The organism is Pseudomonas sp. CCI3.1, assembly GCF_034313985.1.
In the GTDB taxonomy this organism is placed as follows: Bacteria; Pseudomonadota; Gammaproteobacteria; order Pseudomonadales; family Pseudomonadaceae; genus Aquipseudomonas; species Aquipseudomonas psychrophila.
The window spans coordinates 4,749,221-4,775,527 of the sequence record NZ_JAVIWO010000001.1 but is presented as its reverse complement, the minus strand read 5'-3'; the positions used below and the strand labels follow the sequence as shown (position 1 = coordinate 4,775,527).

Genomic DNA, 26,307 nt, shown 5'->3' with positions numbered 1-26,307 from the left:
AGGATCAACCTGAAGGATTTAATGAACTGATCGGTGCTTGCGGAGTGCTTGGAGGTAACGGAAAACAGCGATTTTACCGGACTGAATAACGAGACCCCACGACCGCCTCCCACTACCAGCCGTCACGCACAAAACCACTCACTTGTTTGATTCGACGACGTGCCAGGTAAGCCATTGGGTTAGATCACTGTGAGGTTCGACAGGAAAGTAATGCATCCCATAGTCGTCTGGGGACAGGCTGAAATACATTCCGTTAGAACTGTTGAGCATTACTTGTTCCCTGTTCGCAAGTCATCCGTTACGCCAATGCATCAATCGTTGCAGCCATGGCGAAGTGACAGCGAAAGCGTCACGCAATTGCTTGGCAGTGATCGTTCGGTCCGCCATGTCGAAAGCCAGTGCCGTTTGCAGGGCTGACCAGCAGTGTTTCGGTAAGTTCTTAGGTGCATGCAGATCACGCGCCAAATGCTCATTGCGAGCTTGGTTCGAGGACAAGCGACGGAACGAGGGCTTGCCTCCCGCCAGCTCGTAGATCACACAAGCCATGCCGTACACATCAGAACTGGCCGACAGCGCTTGGCCTTCGAGCAGTTCTGGTGCGGCGTAGCCCGGCGTCCAGCCATTAAAGCGCTCGCGGCTCAGGTGCGGCAGACCGGGCAGGATGCCTTTCTTCGCTTGTCCGAGACCGAAGTCAAACAGGCGCACACCTTCTTCGCTGAGCATCACGTTGCTCGGTTTTATATCACCATGCAGCACGCCTCGAGCATGGGAGTAGGCCAGTGCATCGAGCAGCGGCAGCACGATGCCGTGCAACTCCTCCCACGGTAGGCCCATGGGACGTTCGCAGAGTAAATTATCAAGGGTCAGGCCACGCATGAGCTCCATGGTGACGAAGGCTCGCTGGCAGTCAGTGTCCACTTCAAAGGTGTGCAAACGCAGCACGTTGTCGTGGCGCAGTCGTCGGGTCAGGGCGAACTCGTTGTAGAGCAACGCACTGGCGTCCGGCGATTCGGCGAATTCTTCACTGAGAACTTTCAGCGCGACGTAAGGATCGGGATCGCCGAACTGTTCGCTTAGCAAGTCCCGTGCACGGTAAACCGCGCCCATCCCACCGGCACCGAGCAGGCGCTCAATGCGGTAGCGGCCTGCCAACACATCGGGTAGTTCACCGATGCTGGCCTTGGCTGGTGCCCGCACGGCTTCAGCGTTGTAAGGCTTGGCGAACGCAAAGTAGGTCAGGTTGCTGTCCTGCTCTTCGTTCTCCAACAGGTCGTTGATCGGTCGCATGTGCTTAGTCATTGGCGGATCACTACCGCTGTCAGGTTGTCCCGGGCCGAGCCACGCAATGCGCCGTCAAATAAACGCGCCAGGGCAACCTTCGGCGCTGTCAGGCTTAAGGCGTCGCCGAGTGCATCGCTGCCAAGTCCCTGGTACAAACCATCGCTGCAGAGCAAGAACGCATCGCTGGGGTAGACCTCAAGCTCCAGTACATCCAGGGCCAATTGTTCGGCTGCCCCGACCGCACGGGTCAGGGCATTCGCTGCGGGATGGTCCTTGGCCTGTTCGACGCTCATTTGTTGTTCGTCGATCAGTTGTTGTTGCAACGAATGGTCTTTGGACAGCTGATACAAACGCTGGTTACGCCACAGGTAGCAGCGGCTATCACCAGCCCAGATGCAGGCCGCGCGATTGCCCTCAACCAGCAGCGCTACCACGGTGCTGCCGATGATGCTGTCGTGACGTCCAGCAGTGACCGTCAACTCTTGACCCAAACGGCGGTTGAGCCAGTGTAGGCACTGGCGAATGCCTTTGAGTCGTTCGTCGAAATCACCCTGCACTGGCAACTCGGCCAGGCTGGAGACGATCAACTGGCTGGCGATATCGCCTTTCTGATGACCTCCCATGCCGTCCGCAACCACCCACAACCCTTGCTGTGGAGCGTCCAGAAAAGCATCTTCGTTGCGCGCCCGAACCTTGCCGGCATCGGTGCGCGCAGCACTGCGCCAGGGGCGGGCCACCAGCATCAGAGCTGCACCGGCATGCGGAAGGTGCGCAACACGCCCATGTCGAACGGGTTTGGCGTGCGTTGGCTGTACAGCAGGTAGTTGGCGCGCAGGCCGCCCACATCAGCCTTAAGCACCAGCACGTCACGGCCGGTCAGGTATTCGGTCTGCATCAAATCAAACAGACGGAACAACGACCAAGGGCCGGTGTTCTTCTCGATCCCCAGCGCGCGACCGACCATTTTGTCGAGCACCAGGCTGGTACGCCCGTCTTCAGCGTCAGTTGGCCATTTGAACGACACCGGTACTATCGGGCCATGACGGTATTCGATGGTCTTGTCGCCAAACTTGAACTCGGAACGGCTGACAGCCGGGTCGAGGGTGTAAGGCTCCAGCTTGAACTGCACCTGAGGATCGGCCGCGTTTTCGGCGAAGAAACTCTGACGGATCACGAGCGCAGCGGCCATCTGATCAAGGTAGACCTTGGAAATCGGCAGACTGTGACCATCGACGCTGCGCATCCGGTAGTTACCGGGATCACCGCTGACAAACGGACGCAGGTAGCTGTCGAAGAAGCGATCTGCAATCCCCTGTGCCTTGAAAAACTCGCGAAAGTCGCTGATTGCCACGTCACTAGAGCTGTGGGCGCTAAACGGATAGCGCTTGCTGATCGCCTTGCCGTAGAAGCTGTACAGCTCACTCTGATAGCGCTGATTCAGATATCGATAAGAATCGCTGAGTGCCAGACGCCAGGTATCTTCAGACAATACGTTGAACCACACACTCACCGGACGCGGCAGACGGCCCGTCGCATTGCGCAGGTTGCTCAGCGCATCACGCTGGCCACCCATGCGGGTCTTGGCCATTTCGAACGCGGCTTGCTCTGGCGAACTGGCACGTGCCAGGCTGGCCATCTGCATTTGCAGGTCGTTGAGGGCGGTCAGGGCCGGGATCAGGTCAGCGGTGGGGCCGTTGTTGTCATCCAATAAGCGGTGCAGCGAATCAAAGCGACTTTGCAGGGACTTCTTCGCAGTATCCGGTAGCTTTTTTACCAAGGCGTCAGACGCCTTACCCACCGCAGCGACCGCCAGTTTTTCGAGCTTACCGCCCTTGTCTGCTAGTTTTCCTGCCGCATCGGTGGCGTCATCTACCGCGCCCGCGACCACTGGAAATCGGGTGTTTTCACGCACTTCCACTAGCAGTTGCAGGATCGGCGAATTGGCAGATGTCAGGCCCGCCAATTGCTCGGCGCCGTCACTAAAATCGTTGATGGTCGGCAGCGCGATCCGGCCCACCGCTTCACCCCAGTAGTTGGCGTAGTCGCGAAAATACAGTTGCTCGAGTTCGACCATAAGGCGACGTAAGTCCATACCACTGATACCCGAGCTTTCACCCAGTACCCAGTTGTCACTTAGGATATCGGTGACCAGCATCGAGTCCTGAACCGAAAAGTACTGCTGATAGCCCTGTTGGGTGTAGAACCCCGGGATCACGTAATCGGTGCCAACAAACAGCGACCCCTGTGGACCAAGGTGTTGGCTAAACCGGTAATCCGGCAAGTTACGGGCCTGCTCGCGCAGCATGCGATATACCACGTTAGCCAGGGACTCGCTGCGCAAAACCTGACGCGCCTGAGCCACCAACTGTTCATTAAGCGGATAGATGAACGGCAGTTTTAGCAAGCGCTCGAAGTGACTGTTCAAGCCGTTTTGCACAGTGGTGTTGCCGGTATAGCGCAGGGACCATTCGGTTGCGACCCAGTCCTTTAGCCATGGCGCGTCCCGGCGATCCTTCATGTTCAGCATCAGGTACGCCCGCAGGCTGTTGAGCAGGCGCTCGCGGTCTTTCACGTTGGCGCGAATTTGCCCTTCTAGCAGGCCCGCGACTCGTGGCAATAGCTGCCCTTCAAGCTCACGGTCATAGGCAGCCTTAACCACCGGATTAACGTATTCACCCTGATACAGACCGCCACGCTCGTGATAACCCGCATCGCCTTTTCTCGGGAATACCTGAGTCGCCGCGTAGCGGGTGTCGAGGGTCTTGAGCACCACCATGGAGTCATCACGAGTGGTGAGGGCCGAGCTCTGTTGGCTCCAGGTTTGTGTCAGGTTACGCAGGTTTTCCAAGCGCTCGTAGTTGGCGGAGAAACCACCGGCCCACAGAAGGCCGAATAGCGCCAGAGCTGCCAATGCGCCCATATACAGCGCACGTTGGCCCCAGTGGATGCGGCTGCGTTCGCGCTTGTCCAAGCCCGCAAGATCGGCCTCGGGGAAAATTACCCGGCTGAGCAAATGGTGAATGAAGCGCGAACGGCCACTGCGCAGCGTCGGCAGCACGCCGGCCTTCATGCTCAGATTGGCGCCGATGCTGGCGGTGGTTTCGTCCATTTTCTTTGTCAGATGTGGAGCGCTGGTCAGGTAAAAACCGCGCAACTGGCTGGCACGCTGGTAGCGGTTGCCGGTGAATGCCATATCGACGAAGAGGCATAAACGTTCTCCGATTTGTCCCAGTTGATGCGGGAAGTCGAGGATGCGACCACGGCGCTGGGTATCACGTTCCTGATGCATGCGCATGATCACCTGACTGTTGAGGCGATGCAGCAACACTTCGAACTCGGTGCGTAGCACGGCCACATCAGTGCCGCTCTGTTTCTTGCGGAAACTGGAACCAAGCACCTGATCGCTCTCTTCACGAGTCAATTGGTCGAAGAACTCATCGAAACCTTGCAGGCGGTCCGCCTTGCTCAATACAAGGTAGATCGGCACATCGACGTGCAATTTCTGATGCACATCCTGCAGGCGCGCACGCACTTGGCGGGCCAAAGCATCAAGCTCCTGCTCAGTGTCGTTCAACAGGGTTTCCACCGGAATGGTCACCAGTACACCGTTCAGCGGGCGATTGCGGCGGCGCCCGCGCAGCAAGTCGAGCAACGTGTTCCAGGCACTGCCATCGACGTCGGCATCTGGCTGGGTCAAGTAACGACCCGCTGTATCGAGCAGCACGCCGTTATCGGCAAAATACCAGTCGCAGTGACGGGTGCCGAGGGTGTCGCGGGTCAGTTTTCGATCAATTTTGTTGATCGGAAACTCAAGCCCCGAGAAGTCCAGCAAGCTGGTTTTGCCACTGGCCTGCGGACCAATCAGCAAGTACCACGGCAAGTCACTGCGCCAGCGTTCGCTGCGACCGCGATACAGGCTCGACGTCTTCAGGGTTTTCAGCGCGTCTTTGAAACGCGTCCTTAACTCTTTGTGCTCTTCGTCAATCTGTTCTTCGCGGCGGATACGATCCTGGCCGAACTCAGTGTCTTCTATGGTTTTTTTGCGAACACCCGCCCGCCAACTGACAAAGACCATGGTCAGGCCCCAGATCAGGAACAGCACGCTGATGGTCAGCAAGCGGGAGGTCGAACCTTCCCAGAACTTGTAGTCATCAACCGCCAGCAGCGGTCCGGCAAACCATACCAACAGCGCGACAAACAGCACCAGCAGCAGCGTCTAGACCCAGGTCTTACGCAAGAATGCTCCGACTTTTTTGACAAGCTTTTTCATCACACGTCCCTGTTTACGGCTGCGACTGCGGTTGGACCGCGGCCGGATCTAGCTGCTGATAAGGTTGTAGAACGGTATCGCGTTGCTCGCTCAGTACCCAGGCGAAGCCCGAATACATCATCACCAGGCAAACAAAGGTGAACAGCACCACCATCCACGCTGGCACGATACGCAGCAGGCTGCGGCGCTGATCGCTCAGGCCTTCCCAATGCGGCGAGAGCTCGCGTGGTACATCACCGCGTAACTGACGGATCTGGCGATACAAGGCGTCGCGGATGCCGTCGAGTTCGAGCATGCCGCGAGCCTGTACGCGGTACTTGCCTTCGAAGCCCAAAGACAAGCACAGGTACATCAACTCCAGCATCGGCAAATGCTTGGCCGGGTTTTTCGACAGCCGATCAAGCAACTGGAAAAATTTCTCACCGCCGAAGGTTTCGTTATGGAAGCTGCTGAGCAAGCTCATTTGCGACCATTCGCTTTCGTTACCCCACGGCGTGGTGACGACAGCTTCGTCAGCCACGGTGCAGAGCACGTAGCGGGCTGCCATCACCTGGCTGCTTTCTGCGCCATTGTGCAAGGCGCTGACTTCAAACAATTTCAGCCCTGAGGTCAGTCGCTCGTTGAGCACAAGCATGTCTTCGCGGTTGTTGCTGTGCTTGAGACGCACCACTTCCGACAGCAGATCGGAAGCCGCGGCTACCAGCGAGTTGAGGCTGATGTTGAAGGCCTCGGCCGGCCGCAAGCGCGCGGCGTAGATCATGCGTTCTTCCAGTTGCTCGAAACGTGGCGGTGCCGCGAAGTCCGTCAGCGGACTCGACGCCGGGCCGTCTCCCTGACGGTCGAGCAGGACGGTTTTGTCGTCCTGGCTGAATTCCGTATCCTTGATCATGTCGGTCAGCTCCTGATGGCCCAAAATTTCAGCTCAAGCTCGGCGAATTCGCCGGACACATGGAACGCGAAACCGCCGGAGCTTTCGAGTTGCGCCAGGTCTTCGGAACTGAGCTCGAGAATGAAATAGGTTTTGTTGGAATGGAACGCAATCTGCCGCGGGGCCACAGGCAAAGGTTTGACCTTGATACCTGGTAGATGCAGGTTGACCAGTTGGCGGATACGCTCCACCGGACCGATCTTTAGGTGCGCCGGCAAGCGATGGCGCAGTTCCTCTGAGTCGCAGTTTGCACTCGCCGCCAGTACGAACGAGGCAGAGCCCAGCAATTTGTGGTCGAGCAACGGTGAGACGATGATCCCGTATTGACGCGCTTGCAGCTCCAGTTCAATGGCGTGCTGTTCCAGCACCATCGACAACACCTGACGGATCGCGTCCATCAATTTACGGAAGCTTGCTCCCTGATCACTGTGCTGATAACGGCTGTCCAAGCGCGGGCGCTTGCTGTCGCTGGAGAAGGTTGCCAGATCGCCGAGCATGGTCAGCAGCGTGCGGTACAACTCTTCGGGGTGAACATGTTCCAGACTAAGATAGTGACGCAGCAACAATTCGGTGCGATTGATCAGTTGCAGCATCATGAAGTCACCGACTTCCGCGCCACCCACCTTGCCATTGGAACGGATCCGCTCAGCAATGGCGTCGCCCCGGTTGCCTAGCATGCTAATCACTTCCTTGAGGCACGACAGCAGGTAGGTGGAGGCGTGCGCCTGGATGTAGGTTGGTACGAATTCTGGGTCAAGACTGATTACACCGTCTGGCGTGGTATCCAGTACTTCGCATATTTTCAGCTTCACGTACGCTTGATCGCTCTGCTGCTCGCCGAGCAATAACTTGAAGTCCGGGCGGGCGCAACTGACCTGGCTGGCGGAGTCGTCGCCAGCATTGGAGTCGGCTACTTCTGCTTCGTACGCGGTATAGCGCGCTAGAACGTCGGACTGCTCCGGCCGACGGGCTTCGATGTGGTTTCCGGTGACCAACGGCAGCGCCAGATAGATTGGCGTGTTGCCGGTATTCGGTGGCACGTCTAAGGCCAGCGGCTCAGTATTACCACCCAGCTCGAACAGGCTACCGTCCGGCAGAATCCCCGATGCCTGGCTGATCACCAGTTTGCCCATGTTAAGGAACTGCAAGTCGATGTCCAGGTTGAGGAAGCCCCAGATGTAGCTACCCAGCAACTGGGTGCGAATCTTCATCTGGTGGTCGTAGTAGCGATCGTTGTGCTGGAAGTGCTGCGGACGCAGCAGCATGCCTTCCTGCCAAATGACTTTATGGAGGTTCATGATCAGTCAGCCGCCTTGACTAGCAATTCATGGGTGTTGCGAATTCCGCTCTGGTCGAGGGTCAGGTCAGCGTCGGTAACTTCCACCGGGGCGACTTGCAGGGTGTAGCGCCATTTGGTATCCGGCAGGTCACGGTAGGCGGCGAGTACACCGACGTAGAGGCTACCTTCCTCGACGCTAAGCTTGAGCTCGACGGTTTCACCCGGACGCAGCTCCAGCTCCTCCATCGCAACGATGTCCGGAGCCAGGGACTCCTTGGCGTGCTCGTACAGACTGAAGAAGTCCGCATTCTCGAATGCCACCGGGTGCTTGAGTTCAAACAGGCGTACGACAATCGGCGATGGACGACCGTTGAGGTCCGGGTTCAACTGATCGCTGGCCGTCAGTTTCAGGTTGAGTTTTGTGATGTGGGAATACGGCGATAGCGTCGAGCAACCGACCAACAGCACCAAGGTGGTCAGCGCAGTCAGCGCATTAATAAAAACAGTCAAGCAGCGAGACATGCGCATCATCCTTGGTGGTCGGTGTGGAGGGTGGAAATCAGTCGGATCTGTTCTTCGTAGGCCTGAGCGAAGTCGCGGGCCAGCAAGCGCTCGCTCCAGTCATCGTCCTGACGCAGGGCCTGGTGGTAACGACCGTAAGCCCTCCAGCGGCTGCCGGACGTGGCCAGCAACGGCTTATTGTCGCGCTCGAATCGCAGGGTCAAATGCTGTGGCGAGAAGTGCTCCAGCGTGCCGCGAACGGCAGCGCGGCTGGCCGTCAGCAAGGCTACCTGATGCGCCTGTAAGTCGCGAAACGCACGGGAGATAGCCTGCTCAGGTGGTAACTGACCTGACTTGTTGGGCTGCAACAGAATGCCCAGCGCTTCACCGGCATCAACGGCAAACTTCAACGGGTTTTTTTGAGACCCTTGCACGGTAGTCTGCGCAAGCCGCAATTCGTTTTTCAACTCGCTCCGAGTGCGCAAACTCTGCTGTAAACCGCCGACACTCTGCTTGAGCAAGCGTGCTGCGTTCAACGCCAGCGCCTCTTTGGCATCGTGGTCAAGGCCTTTGAGGTCCACACCCAGGGCACCAGCAAACTTTTCCCAGAAACCGTCACTCTGACGTTCAACTGCTTTCGGCGCTGGCGCGGGCTCAGGTTCGACCGGGGCATCGATCAGCTCCGGAACCATTAAGCTTTCCATATCGATGCGTGCGAAGTCGGCGCGCTGACGGGTGTCTTCCGGCGCCGCGCGTGGCGAGATCAACTCGTCGATTTCCGAATACACACGTTCCTGCTGATCTAGAGCATTCAGCGGGTCGAGGTCAAAGAACGCATCATCAGGAATGATGCTGCCGGCGGCTTGCGGGCGACCGACCTCCACCTCGTAAGTCGTCGGGGCGCGAACTATCCGTGCATGGATCTCAAAATCACCCAGCACGTATACGCTGCCGTGCTCGATACGTACCGTATCGCCCTTGTGCAAGCGTGCACCGCTGGCACTACTCTGAATCCCGTTGCTGCTGGTATCGGTCAGGAAAAACCTGCCTTCGCGGTAGCTGATCAACGCGTGATGGTTGGACAGGTGACGCTTGCGGTCCGGAATGATCCAGTCGCAATCCTCGCCCCGACCAATCACGCCACCGGCCTGCTTGAAGGTCTTCTGGCACAGCTGCGTAGGTACGAACTGCTTGGTGCTCAGCATTTCGAAAACCAGTTCCATGGTGATGCTCCTTGCGGTCACTTGCCGCGATTGACCGACTGCGGATCACCCAAAGGGCGATAGGTGTTGTCGTTATATTTGTAATTGCCGCTGCAGCCGCCGAGGCTACATAGAAAGACAACTGTCAGAAGGACGGCTTGCCAGTGACGAATAGACATCAGAGGGTCTCCAGGGGCGACACAAAGCGCCAGCCCTTAGGGTTAAGGCTATAAAAAGCGGGGGGATTGAAATCGAGCGTATTTGGCCTACCCATCGACATTTCCCACGTTGATGTTCAGGCGTCCGAGGCGGTAGAGGAATGTGCGCCGTGGTAGGCCGAGCTCGCGAGCTGAGAGGGTTTGATTACCGTCGTTCTTACGCAGGCAATCGATCAGCAGGCTGCGTTCGATCTGCTCCAACCGTTCGCGTAAGCTCAGCTTTTCGACCTTAGGTACGGTGTCCATACGCAGAGAAAAGTGCTCCACCAGCAACTCGCTGCCTTCGCAGAGCAGCACCGCACGTTCGACCAAACCCTTGAGTTCACGCACGTTGCCGGGGAACGCGTAGCGGGCCAAAAGATCAAGCACTCCGTTGGACCAACTCACCTCATCGCGCTGCAAGAACGTACAAGCCTTGTCGGCGAAGTACCGTGCCAAGTCGAGAATGTCGTCTTCGCGTTGGCGCAGGGCCGGTAGCTCAATTGGGAACTGTGCGAGACGGTAGTACAAATCCTCGCGAAACTTCCCTTGGCTGACCAGCACCGATAAATCCTGATGCGTCGCGGCAATGATGCGCACGTCAATCTTGTGGGTGTCGTTGGAGCCCAGAGGACGAATCTCGCCCTCTTGCAGAACCCGCAAGAGCTTGGCTTGCAGTGGCAGTGGCATGTCACCGACCTCATCAAGCAACAAGGTCCCGCCATTGGCTACGTCGAACAGCCCAGCTCGGTCACGGTCGGCGCCCGTGAAGGCGCCTTTGCGGTAACCGAACAGCTCGCTTTCCAGTAGGTTTTCCGGGACCGCCGCGCAGTTCTGCACGATAAACGCCTGTGAACGACGCGGTCCGCATTCGTGGATCGCCCGAGCCACCACTTCCTTACCAGTACCCGTTTCGCCACCCAGCAGTACGGTGTAGGAGCTGTGTAAGACTTTGCTGATCAGCGAATAGACCTGGCGCATGGCAGCGCTATTACCCATCAGGCCATAGCCGCTGACGCTTGGAGTGGAGGCCAGTGGCGCTGATGCTCCGCCGCTTCGCCGCTGGAAACGTTGCAGCAAGTGCAAATGGCCCAACACGAACGAGCCAAGTCGACCCAACGAATCGGCGAAGCCTTGCAGTTCGATGTGCTGATGACTGGCACATAGCAGTAATCCCTCCACAGATTTCTGCTGATTGACCAGTGGCACGCATAGCAGTGATTGCCATGGCCTCACCTGGTTCGGCAGGAAACTGGTCTCGTGCAGACTGCCGCTCAATTCACCAATACACACTACGCGGTTCTGGCACAGCGCAAATTGCAGCAGTTGCTCGCCGTTGTAGTCCGCTGGCAAACTTGTAGTTTTCCGGGGTTGCAGGTTGCCATTAAGACACTCCGCATTTATCTCCAGACAGGTGTGAGTAGCGTCCAGCAGGTACAGTTGTGCCAATTCACAACCGCTGAGCTGGGCCAGACCTCGCACGAAGTCACCCAGCAGCGCAGTTCCATCCGCCGCTCGCGACAGGCTGGCGAACTGCGCAAATAAGGCTTCGGCATAGACCAAGGGTTGCCGCACTTGACTGAACATCACACCCACCTCAGGCGAACTCGCACATCACGCCGGCGTTGCCATCAAGCGTTGTGTGAACACGCTTGATGGCAACGCCGGTGGCCATGGCGTCCAGCAAATGGTCAGCCACCAACGGCAGCACGTACAGGTCCAGCAAATGGTCAATCAGGCGCGCGCCGCTGTCGCTTTGGGTGCAGCGTTCGGCTAGGTGATCGACAAGGTGCTGTGAGTAAGTGAAGTCAAGCTGACGACGGTTAAGGCGCTCGCCCAGACGATCAAGTTTGATTTCGATCAGTTCGCGTAGCACCGACCCACCGACCGGGTAGTAAGGCACCACACGCATCCGCGCTAACAGCGCCGGTTTGAAGTGCTTGCTCAGCACCGGGCGAATGGTTTGTTCGAGGACTTCAGCCGATGGTCGTGCGCCGTTTTCGCAAAGTTCGCTGATGTGCTCGCTGCCAAGGTTAGAGGTCATCAGAATCAGCGTATTGCGGAAATCGATCTCGCGCCCTTCGCCATCGTTGGCTACGCCCTTGTCAAAGATTTGGTAAAACAGGTTGAGCACATCCGGGTCGGCCTTCTCGACTTCATCGAGCAGCACAACAGAATATGGTTTCTGTCGTACGGCTTCGGTAAGCATGCCGCCCTCGCCATAGCCGACGTAGCCTGGCGGCGCACCAATCAGGCGCGAAACAGTATGCTTTTCCTGGAATTCGGACATGTTGATAGTGGTTATGAAACGATCACCGCCATACAACAAATCAGCGAGGGCCAATGCGGTTTCGGTCTTGCCGACGCCACTTGGACCAACCAGCAGGAACACACCCACGGGCGCATCGGGCTTGTTCAGGCCGGCGGCGGTAGCGCGCATTGAACGATCAAGGGCGTGAACGGCTTGTTCCTGACCACGAATGCGGGTACGTAGGTCAGTCGCGAAGCTGGCAACCTTAGCATTGTGCTCACGGGCCAGTTGCGCCAGCGGTATGCCGGTCCAGGCGCTGATCACTTCAGCCACAAGCCGCGGGCAGACCTCGAAGCTCACCAGCCGCTCTTTGACTTGCAACTCGGTCAGCGCTTTGTGAGTTTCGTTGAGCGCGGCTTCTAGCGTTTCGATGGTTTGCGTTTCGTCTACCGGCAGGGGTTCGATCACGGTGCCCTTGGCGGCTTCACGGGCCTTAGCCAGTTGTTGGCGCAGTTCCAGCAGGAGCTCCGCCGATGTTTTCTGTTCGGTCCAGAGGATTTCCCGCGTGACCATTTCGGATTCAGCTTCTTCGAGGCGTGCTTCCAACGTATCCAGCGCTTCGCGGTCAATCAGCAGACCAGCCTCGGCATCGCGGCGCAGTGCCTGACGTTGACGGCCACCCTCTGCCAGCTCACCGCGCAACCGCTCCAAGCTTTCCGGAGCGGCGGCGAGGCTGATGCGCACACGAGCGCAGGCGGTGTCCAATACGTCGACAGCTTTATCCGGAAGTTGACGACCCGCCAGGTAACGAGCGGACAACTCGGCAGCGGCGACCACCGCGTCATCACGCAAATAGATACCGTGACTCTTTTCGTAAACCTGAGCCAGACCACGGAGGATGGTCACTGCCTCGCTGACGGTTGGTTCGTGCAACTGCACTGGCTGGAATCGACGAGCCAGCGCAGGGTCTTTCTCGAAGTACTTTTTGTACTCCGCCCAGGTAGTCGCAGCGATGGTGCGCAACTCTCCCCGGGCCAACGCGGGCTTAAGTAGGTTGGCGGCGTCGGAGCCACCGGCATTGCTGCCCGCACCGATCAGGGTATGGGCTTCGTCGATGAACAGAATGATAGGCCTCGGCGACGCTTTGACTTCATCAATCACGCCTTTGAGACGACGTTCGAACTCACCTTTGACGCTGGCACCGGCTTGCAACAGGCCCATGTCCAGAGACAGCAACTCGACGCCTTGCAAGGCTTGCGGCACTTCACCAGCAGCAATACGCGAGGCCAGGCCTTCAACGATGGCCGTTTTACCGACGCCAGCTTCGCCGACAACAATCGGGTTGTTCTTACGGCGCCGAGCAAGGATGTCAACCATCTGCCGAATAGCACCGTCGCGGCACAGCACCGGGTCGAGTTTGCCGTCGCGTGCCTGTTGGGTCAGGTTGTGGGTAAAGCGTTGCAATAGAGACTCACCCGACACCGCCGATTTACCTATGTCCGACGGTACTTTTTGGGACAAAGCGAATTCTTTCAATCGGTCGATATTCAATTTTGCTAGCAACAGCTGGTAACGACTGCCGGCGTAGCGCATCGGGTTACGCAGCAACGCGAGAATCAATGCAGCCTGTTCGACTTGGGCTTGGCCCAGCTCAAGGTTGGCAACCAGCAAAGCGTCTTGCAGCCACTGCACCAGCTCCGGGGCGAACACCGGGTTGCGCGAAGCGCTGTGCTCGCCCCGTGATTGCAGTGCTGCCCTGAGTTCACCAGCGTCTACTTCAGCATCCAGCAACGCACGGTCAAGCAAGCCTAGCGGACGTTCCAACAAACTCAGCAACAGGTCTTCGACGAGGATCTTGCCGCCGCCACGGGCCACACAGCGTTCGGCCGAGCTTTCCAGGTCACGACGGGTTTCGGCATCGAGAGCCTGGATGAGTTGTTGCAGGTCTACGTTAATCATTTGTCATCTGTCCTTAATGAATTTTGCTGCCCAGAGTCACCACGCCGTCCGCTTTTTCGCGGCCGAGCCAACTGGTCCATCCCAAGCGACAAGCGTTTTGCTCGCCAATACGCAGTTCGCGAATTTCTTCATGGCGCAGCATCAGGCGAATGTCGTAATCGAGTGGGTCACGGAGGGTGAACCGCACCAGTGCACACAGCGGCTGGTAGCCGAAGCCGATTGGCAAAAATTCGTGAAAGCGCTGCCAGTCGAGTTCGCGGATGTGAATGCGGAACTTGCCGCTGCGATCGCGCACGCTCTCCCCCAAGACCACGTCTTCACCAAGCACAGAGTTGGCTCGCCCCAGGCGATTGCGCTGTTCGTCGAGAATTTCCACATGGCGCTCAATGCACTGTTCAATGGTCAGTTCGGCGTGCTTGAAGTAGTAACGCAGCACCGCTTCGATCAGTGCCGCCGAATGCGCACGCAAACTGAGCAAGCCCAGATACGGCAAAAGGCGTTTCCAGTTCAGCTCCTGGGCACGTCGGATCTCTTCACCCCCGAGGCCGATCAGGGCAAAAAGTCGATTAGAAAAAGGATCGAGGGCGCCACTCTCGAAACTGGCGCGATAACGATATTTTTTCCAGATAGGTAGCATCAGTCGCTGTAGGCGATGGTGGAACAGGTCGAGGAAGTTACGGGTCGGATTGCCGTCCTCGCTGTCGCCCAGGGCCTGTTCTCCGTAAAACGCCGGCAGTGGTGACCCGGAACCAACCAGTCCGATCACATTGAAGCGCAGGCGCGCACGCATTAGCCCGTGCTCATGAAAGAATTCAACGCGATCAACGTCACTGCCCGGAAACCCCAGACTAGGATTAGCCTGAAATTCCAGTTGGTCGTACAAATCGTCATGGCTCAGTTGAGGATGTGCTTCGCGTAGTCGGTCAACTACCAACAGTACGGCCTGAAACAGCGAGTACTCGCGTATGCCACGGGTCAGTACACTTAAAGAAGCGGTTGTAGGCCCATACGTGGTGTCCATTGGTACACCTCTCCCTGTGTGCTTTTTACCCGCAGCTCGTGGTACGAATTGAGACTGGCGTAAAGCGCGAAAAACTCGTTAAGAACCGAAGCGAAAACGAACAAGTCGCCCTCACCGATATACCCTTGCGGGTCGATGGTCAGTTCAGTGCGCAGCCCACGAACCGGCAACCCTCGGTGCAATCGATCGACGTGTTGATGTTTGATCGACTTGAGCCCGCTGAGCAGACGGTTGCTGACTTTTTTAGCGTGTTGGTCGTAGTAGCGCGGCAGGTCGTACGTTTCGAGAATTACTTTCAGCGCGTTGACATCGGCCAACGACAGATAGTTAAGCGACATATTGCTGATCAGCTTCCAGAGGAAGTCACGATTCAGCGGCGGCGCAAAACTCGAAGTGGCGGGGGTAATGTTGCGAAAACTCAGGAACTCTGGCGTTTCTTCGCAGGCCTGGCTGACGTCGCCAAGTTTAAGTTTGCGCGGCAGGTTCTGGTTGGTGCACATCAGCTCGACCGACAGGGTTTCCTGGGCTTCGGTGTGGCGAATACCGAAGCTCAGATAAGTGTCGAGGCCGTCGTGCAGCGAGGAAGAACGCTGGCGAATGCTGTAATGAGGGCGGCTGTTGGGTACGTCAAAACTAGGGTCGTGCTCGAAAGATTCGAACGGAACATACGCCTGATAACCGAGGCCGCCAGGTTTCCAGCCAGTCACGGTTTCCACCGAGAACACACCACAGTTTTCCAGGTCGTGCTCGGCGGGTAGTAGTAGGTACTCGTCTTGCTTGCCGTCAAGGCGGATCGGCAGTGCATCGTGCGTGAACAGATTAACGATGGGTGTACAGTAAAGCTTCACGTTGTCTAGGGTTGGACGCATGCGAAGGACTCCACTCTTGCGAATGTCGAAACGCAACTCCAGACCGCGCACCTGCTTGAGGGTATCTGCCGGTAAAGCCTTGAGTAGATCCAAGCCGTTGATATCGACGAACAGGAATTTGTCCTGGAAGGCAAAGTACTCTTGTAGGTAGCGATAACCGCGGAAGGTGTTCAGCGGATAAGGGATCAACGCTTCTTCTTCAGCAAACCCCACCGGCTGCACGCGGTCGCCGGGCATTTTGAACGCCATTGGCGTGCCGTTGACGCCATTAATGGGGTTGCCGACTCCGTCCAGCGGAATCAGCTCGATGCTATCCAGATTACGTAGCAGGCTCAGGTACAGCATCTGGCTGATGTAGCGCTCCCCGGCAAAGTGCAGACGCAAGCGGCTCAACTCCAGCTCACCGAGGTGACCGTCGGCGCTCATCTCCAGACGCAGGCTCAACAGTGAGCCGTCGCCCTTTATCGAGTAATTCAGCGCAGCTAGGTCCAACGGCAGGACTTCAGTCGGGTAGCAGGTGCGAAAGCGGCAACGTACGTCATCAATCGGAACGCTTTCCACCGGTGTATCGCGCTCGACCATCAATGCCGGACCTGACCGATTTAACGGATCGAACTGCAAAATGCTGAACGACGGCAGCGGCCGCATGTAGTTGGGCCACAGCAGTTGCATCAACGAATGGCTGAGCTCCGGTAACTCGTCATCGAGTTTCTGGCGCAGACGACCGGTCAGAAACGCAAAACCCTCCAGCAACCGCTCGACGTCAGGATCCCGCCCGGCCTGCCCCAGGAAAGGCGCCAACGCCGGGCTACGCTCGGCGAAGCGACGACCTAACTGACGAAGTGCTGTGAGTTCGCTTTGGTAGTAGTGGTTAAAGGACACTGGGCACCTGCCTGGTATTCGAGCTCATGAACAAATCGTCCTGGTCGCCCTGCGTTTCAAGCATGTTCAGGACTATTTGCGCCCCACCTTTTTGGACGTCAGGGCATACGATACTCATTAGCTGACCTTGACTTGACCGCTGCCATCTAGGCACGCGGCGAAACTGACCTGGCGCTTGAAACCATCAACTTCCAGCAGGCCTTCGATGTTGAAGGACAGGCGAAGCTGATCGTGATCACGCGCTAGGGAGATGACACGCAAATTGCTCAGGCGTGGCTCGTAGGCTTCGATGAAATTCTCGATGGCCAGACGAGCCTGACTCAGGGAGTCGTGCAGGCTCAGACGCATGTCATTGAGATCGGGTAGCCCGTAATCGGACAGCGTTTGCACGCTGCCCGCACGGGTGCTAAGCATTTTGGCAAGATGGGCAGCCACAGACGCCATCGCGGAGATCTCGCGGCTCCAGCCGAGGCGCTTGTCCGCGTCGCCACCCAAGCGCTCGAAAAGGCTGCCGTATCCAGTCATGAGTCGCTCCGTTTACTCTTTGTCCAGCTTGCCAACCAGCGACAAGGTGAAATCGGCCCCCATGTACTTGAAGTGCGGACGCACGTTCAGGCTGACGCGGTACCAGCCAGGCTCGCCTTCGACATCGCTGACGATAATCTGGGCAGCGCGTAGTGGACGACGGCCACGGACTTCAGCGCTTGGGTTTTCCTGGTCAGCGACGTACTGACGGATCCACTTGTTGAGTTCGAGCTCGAGGTCGGTACGCTCTTTCCACGAACCGAGTTGCTCGCGCTGCAGCACTTTCAAGTAGTGAGCCAGGCGGTTGACGATCATCATGTACGGCAGTTGGGTTCCGAGCTTGTAGTTAAGCTCTGCTGCCTTACCTTCTGCGCTGATGCCGAAGAACTTCGGCTTCTGCACCGAGCTCGCGGAGAAGAACGCGGCGTTGTCGCTACCTTTACGCATGGTGAGAGAGATGAAGCCTTCTTCGGCCAGTTCGTATTCACGACGGTCGCTGACCAATACTTCCGTAGGAATCTTGGTTTCGATTTCGCCCATGCTTTCGAAGTGGTGCAACGGCAGGTCTTCAACCGCACCTCCGCTCTGCGGGCCGATAATGTTCGGGCACCAGCGGAATTTGGCGAAGCTGTCGGTCAGCTTGGTGCCGAACGCGTAGGCGGTGTTGCCCCACAGGTAGTGTTCGTGGCTGTTGGCGACGGTTTCTTTGTAGACGAACGATTTAACAGGGTTTTCTTCCGGGTCGTACGGGTTACGCAGGAGGAATCGCGGCACCGTCAGGCCAATGTAGCGGGAGTCTTCCGACTGGCGGAAACTCTGCCATTTGGCGAATTGAGGGCCTTCGAAGTGATCTTTCAGATCCTTAAGGTCCGGCAGGCCAGTGAAGCTTTCCAGTCCGAAGAATTTCGGGCCGGCCGCAGCAATGAACGGCGCGTGAGACATGCAGGCAACGCTGGAGACGTACTGCATCAGTTTCACGTCCGGCGAGCTTGGGGACATGAAGTAGTTGGCGATGATTGCGCCAACCGGCTGACCACCGAACTGGCCATATTCAGCCGTGTAGATGTGCTTGTACAGGCCAGACTGCATGACTTCCGGCGAATCGTCGAAGTCGTCCAGCAGGTCCTCTTTGGAGACGTTGAGGATTTCGATCTTGATGTTTTCGCGAAAGTTGGTGCGATCGACCAGCAACTGCAAACCACGCCACGAGGACTCCAGGGACTGGAAGGCTCTGTGGTGGAGGATTTCATCCATCTGACGGCTGAGCTTGGCATCGATCTCGGCGATCATGCGGTCGACCATGGCTTTCTTGACCGGCTCACCGCTGTTCTGCGGCTTGAGCAGCTCTTCGATGAAGGCTGACACGCCACGTTTGGCGATATCGTATGCTTCGTCGTCCGGCGTCAAGCGGGTTTCGGCGATAATATTGTCGAGAATGCTGTATTCACTATTCTCGGTAGTTTTCTGCTGCGCTGCACTCTTACTCATCGTGTTGGCTTCCTTGGCTGATGGGGGTTCAGGCGTTCTGGGCGGCGGCATTCAAGCCCAGTTCACCCAAGACTCGACCGCGGGACTCGTCGTCGGCGAGAACGCCTTCGATAGCTTTACGGAACGCAGGTGCATTACCCAGAGGGCCTTTGAGGGCCACCAGCGCGTCGCGCAATTCCATCAGTTTTTTCAGCTCGGGTACTTGCTCGACCAGCGAGGCCGGGTTGAAGTCCTTCATCGAGCTGACTCGCACTTTCACCGCCAGCTCTTCAGTGTCGCCTTCTTCCTGAAGACGGTTCGGTACGCTCAGTATCAGCTCCAACTCTTGCTTGGCCAGCACTTCGTCGAAGGTCATTTTGTCGATGCTGATCGGCTTGCGATCTTCAACTTTGCGTTCATCCTTGCGGTGGGTGTAGTCACCGATTGCCAGCAGCTTTAGCGGCAGTTCAATCTCTTCCTGAGCACCACCAGTTGAGGGTTTGAAGGTGACGTTGATGCGTTCTTTGGGGGCGACAGAGCCTTCTTTGGCCATGGCTTTTCTCCTTGCGGTTGTGGCCCGGGGGCCTATTCGAGTACCACTTCGAGATCGAGGTGGCACAACCTGCGATAAATCTCTTCTTTGCGTTCACGCACAGCATGGTTCTGCGGCAATAACTCGCAGCAGCTATGCAGCAAATGCAGTACTTCGAGTACAAGATCGGGCTCCCAGGCTTGCAGACCTGAGTCGTATAATGTTTTGTCGAGAGTTTCGAGCTGGGTCTTGGCCAGTTCGTATTTCTTGGCCGCGAAGCACAGCCGGGCGAGAGCAAATTGCCAAAAAAATCGACTTCGCCCGCCATGGGCACTTTGCAGACCTTGCTTGAGTATCTGCACGGCAGCTTTGAGGCCGTCTTTGCGTAAGATCGGAAGGACCTCCTCCAGGGCCAACTCCCAAGCCAATTGGGGATCGGTTACTTCAACCTGGCGTGGTGCATTGGAGGTTTGCAAGTGCGGGTTGACGTTGGCACTGATCCAGGCGCGAGTAGCCGGATCTGCGAACGGGGCACCGTCGTGAAAACGCAATTCGATGATGCCAGGCAGGCGCTGCATGAATAACGCGAAGTGAATTTCCACTTCACGCATCGCCATCTCAGCGTTCAGCTCTTGCAAGCACTCCCATACCATTCGCTGGCCATCGAACCAAAATGGCGCCTTCGCCAAGCTCGCCTCCAGCTCCACGATCAGGTCTGCGTATTTGGCTTGATCATAGCGATCCTGATAAGTCTTCAGTTTGTCCAGCGGCAGACCGCGTAGCGCGGTGATATGCTCGTTGTTGCGCTCAGGAACCGTGTCGATGGGCAGCCACAACAGCGTGCGATTGAGGCGCAACGCGCGCAGGTCGGTGGCTTTCTGCTTGAGCCACCAGGCGCACAATGGGCGGGCGTTTTCCTGCTGGGCACGCAAAGCTTTGTGGGCTTCTTTTTCGTTATCGATCGGGGCGCCTGGATTGAACAACTGCGCGGCGGCCTGCTTGACCTGAGCCACAGCAGCGCCGACCACGCCGGGTTCCGGCTGGTTGTCAGCAGCACGCTGAACCATGTTTTTTAAACGGCGGGAGATTGGCAGCAACAATGGTGCGTCATCGCCCAAATGTTCGGTGCAGGCAGCATCGAGGCCTTCAAGGTGATCAATCATCCGGCGGAACAGCGGCAATTGCTCTTTGATCGCGATATTTTCGTTTAGCACCTGCTCAAGGCGTGGCACCAACCAACCGATGGCAGCGGACCGAGTGCGTGCCTTGCCCGGGTGGATTTCGGCCCAGTGACTCTCACACAAGTGATGCAACAAACCGAGGCCGGCCAATAGCCCCTGAAAAGATTCGCGCTGGTACAAGCCCCAAGTAAGCCACGCTCCGACACGTATATCTTTGGATAGGGTGCGCAGCAGGGTTTCGCTGTTTTCGCAGATTTTCAGCCAATCGATATGGCCACTTTCATGCATGGATTGGGCTTTACTCAGCTCGCTTTCCAATACTTCATATTCGCTCGAAAAACGAACATCCTCACCCGCAAAACTTTCTGTAGAAATAGAAGTTTTTGCGAGTCCAAGGTAATGAGCAGAAAGTTTACTAGAGTAGGACATCCATGACCTTTAATTAAGATTGGCGCGACACACCCATTAGAGCTGCAATGGACGTGGGGCAAAACCGATGAGGTTTAAATCATTCAATGCGAGCGCGCTATTTTTGAGCGTACGCAACGCAACCATCACAAATTAACATTCCAAAAAAATCTTGAAATCCGCACTACCGCATTAATGCTTTAGCGCTTTCCTATCGAGTCCAAGCAATTGAAACATTTATAAATTTCCTAACGCTTCCCTTTTTTCCAACTTGAGAACGGCCAAAAAACGAATATTGCGTGCACACCCTACACTCGTCGCAATAGGCAAAGATGTAGGACTATTCCTAAAATCCACATGGAAACATCTCGAGCGACTGAGATTAATTGATGCTGAAATGCGCTACACCAAACTGCCATCATTCACCAAAATTTGCACACTAAAATGTGGATAACCCTGCGAATAAATCTCTACAGGGCACGCACTTAAACACTAACAGACAAGTGCGCAAGAAGTTGCACAGCAGCTGCGCAACTTCTTGCGCACTTTTATTGATAATTTTTATATCAGTAGTTAGTAAAGCCTAAGACTTTGAATGCAAGCCGTTGATAATCAAAGGGCTTAATTTAGTTGGCATAAACCTTGATCACTGTTTTGGAACCTGCAGCGCAAACATGCCTGTGGGTCCCTATATTCTCAGCAAGGAGAGCATCCATGGCTACGCCAGCATATATGTCCATCACGGGTACCAAGCAGGGCCTGATCACCGCCGGTGCTTTCACCGCTGACTCGGTCGGCAACACCTACCAGGAAGGTCATGAAGACCAGGTCATGGTTCAGGGCTTTAGCCACGAAGTGATCATTCCCCGTGATCCGCAATCGGGTCAACCGACCGGCCAACGCGTTCACAAGCCTGTCAAAATCACCAAGGTGTTCGACAAGTCCTCGCCGCTGCTGCTGGCTGCACTGACCTCCGGCGAGCGCCTGACTGAGATTACCATCCAGTGGTATCGCACCTCGGCAGCGGGTACTCAAGAGCACTACTTCACCACCAAACTCGAAGACGCGATCATCGTCGACATCAAGGATTACATGCATAACTGCCAGGACCCGTCGAACTCACACTTCACCCATCTGGAAGACGTTGAGTTCACCTACCGTAAAATCACTTGGACCCACGAAGTATCCGGCACCTCCGGTTCTGATGACTGGCGCACTCCAGTCGCAGGCTGAAACTGAGTCGCCGTTTCACGGCATCAACCTCAATGGCGGTTGATGCTGTTTATTACGTCTAAGGTAGGCGTCGCGTTTTGTCCCCTCTCTCCGCTAAGGACAAGCGTATGTTCGCGTCGGCCAATGCTGCGCATTTCACGTTACTGATCCCCTCTGTTCGCAACGACTTCAAGGTGCTGGCCTTTAAGGGTATCGAAGCCATCAGCAGCCTGTATGCGATCCAGGTTGAACTTGTCAGTGAGTCCGCTGATTTCGATCTGGAGAGCCTGCTCAGTCAGCCGGCGTTTCTCCAGTTTGGTCTGAGGGGTGAAGGCATTCATGGCCATATCGAAGAGGTCTTCGTGGGCGAGGCCGGTAAACGTCTGACCCGCTATCAGTTGACCTTGGTGCCAGCGCTTTACTACTTGCAGTTCAGCCATAACCAACGAATTTTTCAGCACCTGACAGTGCCGCAGATCGTGGCTCAGATCCTTAAAGGCCATGGCATCCAGGCCGATGCGTACACCTTCCACGTCAACACCAGCCCGGAACGCGAATACTGCACTCAATATGGGGAAAACGACTTCGAGTTCATCCAGAGGTTGTGCAGTGAGGACGGGATTTCGTGGCGGCACCGCACCGACTACCAGTTGGCCGAGGGCAAAAGCGACCAGCCGACTCTGCGCAGCGTTCCTTCGGAGCACCCCAATCTACAACAACGTCGAATTGAGCGTTGGAGCTTCGCCAAAGAACCAAATCAGCCAATCGCCAGTTGACCGTTGTGCCGAAATTAAACTGGCGGGGATTTCATTTTTAATGAAGTGGATACCGCTTAATATCACGGCTACAAGCTTAACTCTGGCGCTACCCCGAGGATTTTTCACCTACCAACCCGCAAGACTGATCGGAAAGTGCCAAGCGGATTTCCGGGGGGATAGGAGTGGTCAAATGCCGGATACAAAAAAGCCCCGCAGACCTTGATCTGCGGGGCTTTCGTAATAATGGCGGAGAGATAGGGATTCGAACGTTTTCTGTATTCATCCTATACCGCTCGGGGCCATGAATACGGGCTGTTTCATCGACTCAAGAAAGCCTAAAGCGGCCCCAAGCGGACTGTAATTTGCCCTAGTTTTGCCCTAGTTACAGGAAACATCTCATAAGGTTTAAAGTTTCCAAGCCCCTCTGCTATGCATGGAGCGTGCGAGCTGTAGATTTTGCTGAGGCCGTTATATTGAGAGAGACGATTGCCTGCAATCCATATCCTGTCCCGAGGAGTTCATGGTCCTGTTAGAGACATCAAACCCCAAGGCTAAACGCCAAGCGGTGTAGGTTGTTATAACTGCAAAGTTAGATCCGCAACATCTAAAATTCACAACGCGCCCTAGCACCCCATGTTCGATCTTAGCTCGCCATAAGTCATTGTAATCAAAGAATAAATATCTTCATCAAGGCTGGCAAAGTTAACGGTTTTTCGTGCATTAGCAAACGATAAACCGTGGGCTCCAGGGTATGTTTTGCGCAGATTTTGGTATGCATCCACCCTATTCTTTATTTCCAGATACTCAGAACTGGCAGTGCCGGTTGATCGTCTGCATTCGGCCAATAGCGGTCATTTAGTATCTAGATCTGTTCAATCATGACGCGCCTTGTGATCCTCGGCCTTGAGGACATGCTATAAACACCGCCAAAAAAGGAGTCTCTCTGACCATGGATACAAAATGTTCGGTCTTTATCGCAGCAAGTGTTGACGGCTTCATTGCCAGGATGGATGGAGATATTGAGTGGCTCCATCGGCCTGAGTACGAGTGCCCTGTCCTAAGGGGGCTCACTTATGATGAGTTTATGACGACGGTCGATGCATTAATTATGGGGCGCAAGACGCTGGACAAGGTGCTGTCCTTCCCTGAGTGGCCCTATGAGAACACGCGAGTCGTGGTGCTCTCACATGGGGAGTTAACGCTACCACCAAAACTGCGAGGCAATGTCGATGTGTTAGCCGGCGATCCGGTACTTATCGTGGCGCAGCTTGCGGCTCAAGGTCTGAAGCATCTTTATATAGACGGAGGTCAGACCATCCAGTCTTTCCTCGCTGCAGGATTGATCAACGAGATCACTATCACGCGTATTCCAGTGTTGTTGGGCAAAGGGATTCCATTGTTCAGCCAGTTGGGTGATGAGCGAAATTTATGTCTGATTGACTCATCAGCGTCTGATAACGGATTTCTACAAAGTCGTTATCAAGTGCTCACATAGGCTTGTTGGTTGCGGTCTATTGCTCGGAGCAACGGTAAAGGGCTGATGTTCAGATAGGGCTGAGAATTCCATTGAGTATTACAAGGCCTTGCCGTGGACGGCTGAGGCCAATGTTCATACGTGATTCCTTCCGGCTAGAGTTGTCTTCCGATGACATTCAAAGTTCTGAGGACCAGTGCCACGCCTCGGCGGGTGTCCTTTTCGCGTAGGAGCGACAGCAACCCATAGAGACTTGGAGGCTCCGCCTCTGCGGCAGTCTCGGCCGCAGCCATGCGTAGCGCATTGCCCAGACTCCAGGTGAAGGTGGTGGTGTCCTCGAACAACCGTGCGAGTTTTTCTACAGTGGCCAGGTCAAGCAGGTCAACTGTGTCGGAGAGAAGTGACATTAGGTCGACTAGGTTGTCCAGACGCCCAGCATCAAGAAGTGGTTGCAGCTTACCCAACAAGGCCTCAAGCCCAGAGTTGTGCTCAAGCGATTCGGGATTAATATTGGCACTCTTTGCTGGTGGTTCATTGATGACATCCATGTGTATTTACTCCTCCCTGTACTTGGTCAAAGCATTCCGCGAGCCACAGCCCAATAAAGGCCACGGTTGAATCCATTGCGTAGCAGGCCACCGAGTTTACTCGGCGGGGTCGGCATTACGTCGTGGGCATAGTCGTACCAAAGCGGCATCCCGGCATCTAGGCCCATCTGCGCCACAGCTTGGACGCGCCCGTCATACACTGCATTTGGGCTGCCCAATCGGATTTCAGCTGCAATATTGTTGGCGATCACCGGCGCCTGGTTGTGGCAGGCCCCACCCGCCTTACTGACTGGCAGATCAACCGTATCGCCGATAACATAAACACCTTCGAGCCCATAGACTTGTAATGTCTCATGATGAGTCGGCAGCCAGCCTTCATTGTTCTGAGCCTGTGAAACGCCTGACTCAAGCACCACATCAACTGCACGAATCGGCGGCGTCGCCATCAGAATGTCGAATGGCTGTTCATCCCCCTCTTCGGAGTAAGCCATTCGTTGTTCCGGATCGACTCTACTTAGTGTGAAACCCCGTTGAAAGCGAATGTTTTTCTGTTCGAAGATCCCCGGCAAAATCTCGCCGGTGGGCCGTTGCAGGAATAAGCAATTGCGCAACAATTGTGAAGTGGTGGGGTAGGTGTAAATGATTTCTACCTTGTCCCGGACGCCACGACGCCGAAGGAAGTCATCAAGCATCAACGTGGTTTCTATGGGAGCGATGCCGCACTGATGCGGAACATTGGGTGTCTGGGGAAAAGAAACCGTTACAAAAATCCGACCTTTTTCAATGGTACTTAAACGTTGAGCCAGTTGTCGCGCTGGTTCGTATTGGTAAAAGTGGTCGCCGGCCTCCTTGAGTCCTTCGATACGCTCCGGGGCAGGTACGCAACCGGTAGCGATTACCAAAAAATCATAGCCATGACGCTTGCCACTCCGGGTTCTCAGCTCCTGTCCGGCGAAGTCAAAACGAATCACTTCGTCGACTTGAAAATCTATTTCCGGGCGTAACAACGAGCGTTCAGGACGTTTGAGCTCCTCCTGAAAAAAAAGATTGAACGCAACGTACATGAAAGCGGGTTTGTAGAAGTGGTCCTCAGAGTTGGAAAGCAGGGTTATCTTCAGCTCTCCCCGCAGAATTTCGGGGTAGAGCTTGGTGACCAGTTGATTGGCAAGCATCGTACCGCCCAAGCCACCGCCGACAATGATTATCCGCTTCTGCATCTTCCACCCTCCATGGCGTATGCAATATCTACTAGACATGAAGTTAGTCGAGATCTGGGGGACTGCAAGGAGGCAGAGGCGATTAGAAAAACTTCATTAATCGTCAAGTGAATATGATTGTTACAAGGCGCCGTGAATCGCCCTGAATTTCTTAAATAGTGAACGACCACTTTTGGCCGAAAGCAGACTACCGGACCTATGAGGTCAGTCGAAGCCCTCTCCTCGTAACGAGATCCAAATTTACGGAGTTATGTAGGCCGAAGCCGGACTAGAACTGCCGTGGGCGGATTTGCAATCCGATATGAAAACCCAAGCGGGCCGTGGCTTGTAGCGATATTCCTTTCC

The 26,307-nt window shown here is 55.8% G+C and carries 20 protein-coding genes and 1 pseudogene; 3 read left to right on the top strand and 18 right to left on the bottom strand.

The features are described from left to right. Positions 1–291: 291 nt before the first annotated feature. The 16 genes from RGV06_RS22000 to tssA form a co-directional block, all read right to left on the bottom strand. Positions 292–1,299: a serine/threonine-protein kinase gene (locus RGV06_RS22000; RefSeq protein WP_322151383.1), complete on the bottom strand. Its 1,008-nt coding sequence runs from the start codon at positions 1,297–1,299 to the stop codon at positions 292–294. Beyond that, positions 1,296–2,024 (bottom strand): PP2C family protein-serine/threonine phosphatase, encoded by a 729-nt coding sequence (locus tag RGV06_RS21995; protein ID WP_322151381.1) that lies wholly within the window; start codon positions 2,022–2,024, stop codon positions 1,296–1,298. Before RGV06_RS21995 ends, RGV06_RS22000 begins: the two co-directional genes overlap by 4 nt. Then, positions 2,024–5,494 (bottom strand): type VI secretion system membrane subunit TssM, encoded by a 3,471-nt coding sequence (gene tssM / locus RGV06_RS21990; protein WP_322151941.1) that lies wholly within the window; start codon positions 5,492–5,494, stop codon positions 2,024–2,026. The genes RGV06_RS21995 and tssM overlap by 1 nt, the downstream gene beginning before the upstream one ends. A gap of 70 nt (positions 5,495–5,564) precedes the next feature. Next, a complete protein-coding gene (icmH, locus tag RGV06_RS21985) occupies positions 5,565–6,440 on the bottom strand; it encodes a type IVB secretion system protein IcmH/DotU (protein ID WP_322151379.1) in 876 nt (291 codons plus the stop codon). Between the two features lie 5 nt (positions 6,441–6,445). Continuing rightward, positions 6,446–7,777, bottom strand: a complete 1,332-nt coding sequence (gene tssK / locus RGV06_RS21980) for a type VI secretion system baseplate subunit TssK (protein ID WP_322151377.1) — start codon at positions 7,775–7,777, stop codon at positions 6,446–6,448. 2 nt (positions 7,778–7,779) lie between these two features. Beyond that, complete coding sequence (tssJ, locus tag RGV06_RS21975) at positions 7,780–8,280, bottom strand: type VI secretion system lipoprotein TssJ (RefSeq protein WP_322151376.1); 501 nt, start codon at positions 8,278–8,280, stop codon at positions 7,780–7,782. A gap of 5 nt (positions 8,281–8,285) precedes the next feature. Next, positions 8,286–9,482: a type VI secretion system-associated FHA domain protein TagH gene (gene tagH, locus RGV06_RS21970; protein WP_322151374.1), complete on the bottom strand. Its 1,197-nt coding sequence runs from the start codon at positions 9,480–9,482 to the stop codon at positions 8,286–8,288. Between the two features lie 17 nt (positions 9,483–9,499). Beyond that, positions 9,500–9,640 (bottom strand): type VI secretion protein, encoded by a 141-nt coding sequence (locus tag RGV06_RS21965; RefSeq protein ID WP_322151372.1) that lies wholly within the window; start codon positions 9,638–9,640, stop codon positions 9,500–9,502. Between the two features lie 87 nt (positions 9,641–9,727). Then, positions 9,728–11,245, bottom strand: a complete 1,518-nt coding sequence (locus RGV06_RS21960) for a sigma-54 interaction domain-containing protein (protein WP_322151370.1) — start codon at positions 11,243–11,245, stop codon at positions 9,728–9,730. Between the two features lie 10 nt (positions 11,246–11,255). Beyond that, positions 11,256–13,868 carry a type VI secretion system ATPase TssH gene (gene tssH, locus RGV06_RS21955; RefSeq protein ID WP_322151368.1) on the bottom strand — a complete coding sequence of 871 codons (2,613 nt, stop codon included), beginning with the start codon at positions 13,866–13,868 and terminating at the stop codon, positions 11,256–11,258. Between the two features lie 13 nt (positions 13,869–13,881). Then, positions 13,882–14,889, bottom strand: coding sequence for a type VI secretion system baseplate subunit TssG (tssG, locus tag RGV06_RS21950; protein ID WP_322151365.1), 1,008 nt, complete (start codon positions 14,887–14,889; stop codon positions 13,882–13,884). Beyond that, positions 14,853–16,640 carry a type VI secretion system baseplate subunit TssF gene (gene tssF / locus RGV06_RS21945; protein WP_322151362.1) on the bottom strand — a complete coding sequence of 596 codons (1,788 nt, stop codon included), beginning with the start codon at positions 16,638–16,640 and terminating at the stop codon, positions 14,853–14,855. Before tssF ends, tssG begins: the two co-directional genes overlap by 37 nt. Positions 16,641–16,757: 117 nt before the next feature. Further along, positions 16,758–17,165 carry a type VI secretion system baseplate subunit TssE gene (tssE, locus tag RGV06_RS21940; RefSeq protein WP_322151360.1) on the bottom strand — a complete coding sequence of 136 codons (408 nt, stop codon included), beginning with the start codon at positions 17,163–17,165 and terminating at the stop codon, positions 16,758–16,760. A gap of 12 nt (positions 17,166–17,177) precedes the next feature. Further along, entirely contained in the window at positions 17,178–18,653 is a 1,476-nt protein-coding gene (gene tssC / locus RGV06_RS21935) for a type VI secretion system contractile sheath large subunit (protein WP_322151358.1), read from the bottom strand. Positions 18,654–18,681: 28 nt separating this feature from the next. After that, complete coding sequence (gene tssB, locus RGV06_RS21930) at positions 18,682–19,185, bottom strand: type VI secretion system contractile sheath small subunit (protein WP_322151356.1); 504 nt, start codon at positions 19,183–19,185, stop codon at positions 18,682–18,684. Positions 19,186–19,217: 32 nt separating this feature from the next. Further along, entirely contained in the window at positions 19,218–20,774 is a 1,557-nt protein-coding gene (tssA, locus tag RGV06_RS21925; RefSeq protein ID WP_322151354.1) for a type VI secretion system protein TssA, read from the bottom strand. A gap of 693 nt (positions 20,775–21,467) precedes the next feature. Here tssA and RGV06_RS21920 point away from each other — a divergent pair. The 3 genes and pseudogenes from RGV06_RS21920 to RGV06_RS21910 all read left to right on the top strand — a co-directional run bounded on the left by RGV06_RS21920 (position 21,468) and on the right by RGV06_RS21910 (position 24,218). Then, positions 21,468–21,986 carry an Hcp family type VI secretion system effector gene (locus RGV06_RS21920; RefSeq protein WP_019824892.1) on the top strand — a complete coding sequence of 173 codons (519 nt, stop codon included), beginning with the start codon at positions 21,468–21,470 and terminating at the stop codon, positions 21,984–21,986. 107 nt (positions 21,987–22,093) lie between these two features. After that, positions 22,094–22,603 (top strand): annotated as a pseudogene (locus RGV06_RS21915) (contractile injection system protein, VgrG/Pvc8 family); the annotation flags it as partial. Positions 22,604–23,672: 1,069 nt separating this feature from the next. Beyond that, a complete protein-coding gene (locus RGV06_RS21910; protein WP_322151352.1) occupies positions 23,673–24,218 on the top strand; it encodes a dihydrofolate reductase family protein in 546 nt (181 codons plus the stop codon). 134 nt (positions 24,219–24,352) lie between these two features. Here RGV06_RS21910 and RGV06_RS21905 read toward each other — a convergent pair whose 3' ends face one another. After that, positions 24,353–24,745: a DUF1641 domain-containing protein gene (locus tag RGV06_RS21905; RefSeq protein ID WP_322151350.1), complete on the bottom strand. Its 393-nt coding sequence runs from the start codon at positions 24,743–24,745 to the stop codon at positions 24,353–24,355. 26 nt (positions 24,746–24,771) lie between these two features. Then, positions 24,772–25,962, bottom strand: a complete 1,191-nt coding sequence (locus RGV06_RS21900; protein WP_322151349.1) for an NAD(P)/FAD-dependent oxidoreductase — start codon at positions 25,960–25,962, stop codon at positions 24,772–24,774. Between the last annotated feature and the right edge of the window lie 345 nt (positions 25,963–26,307).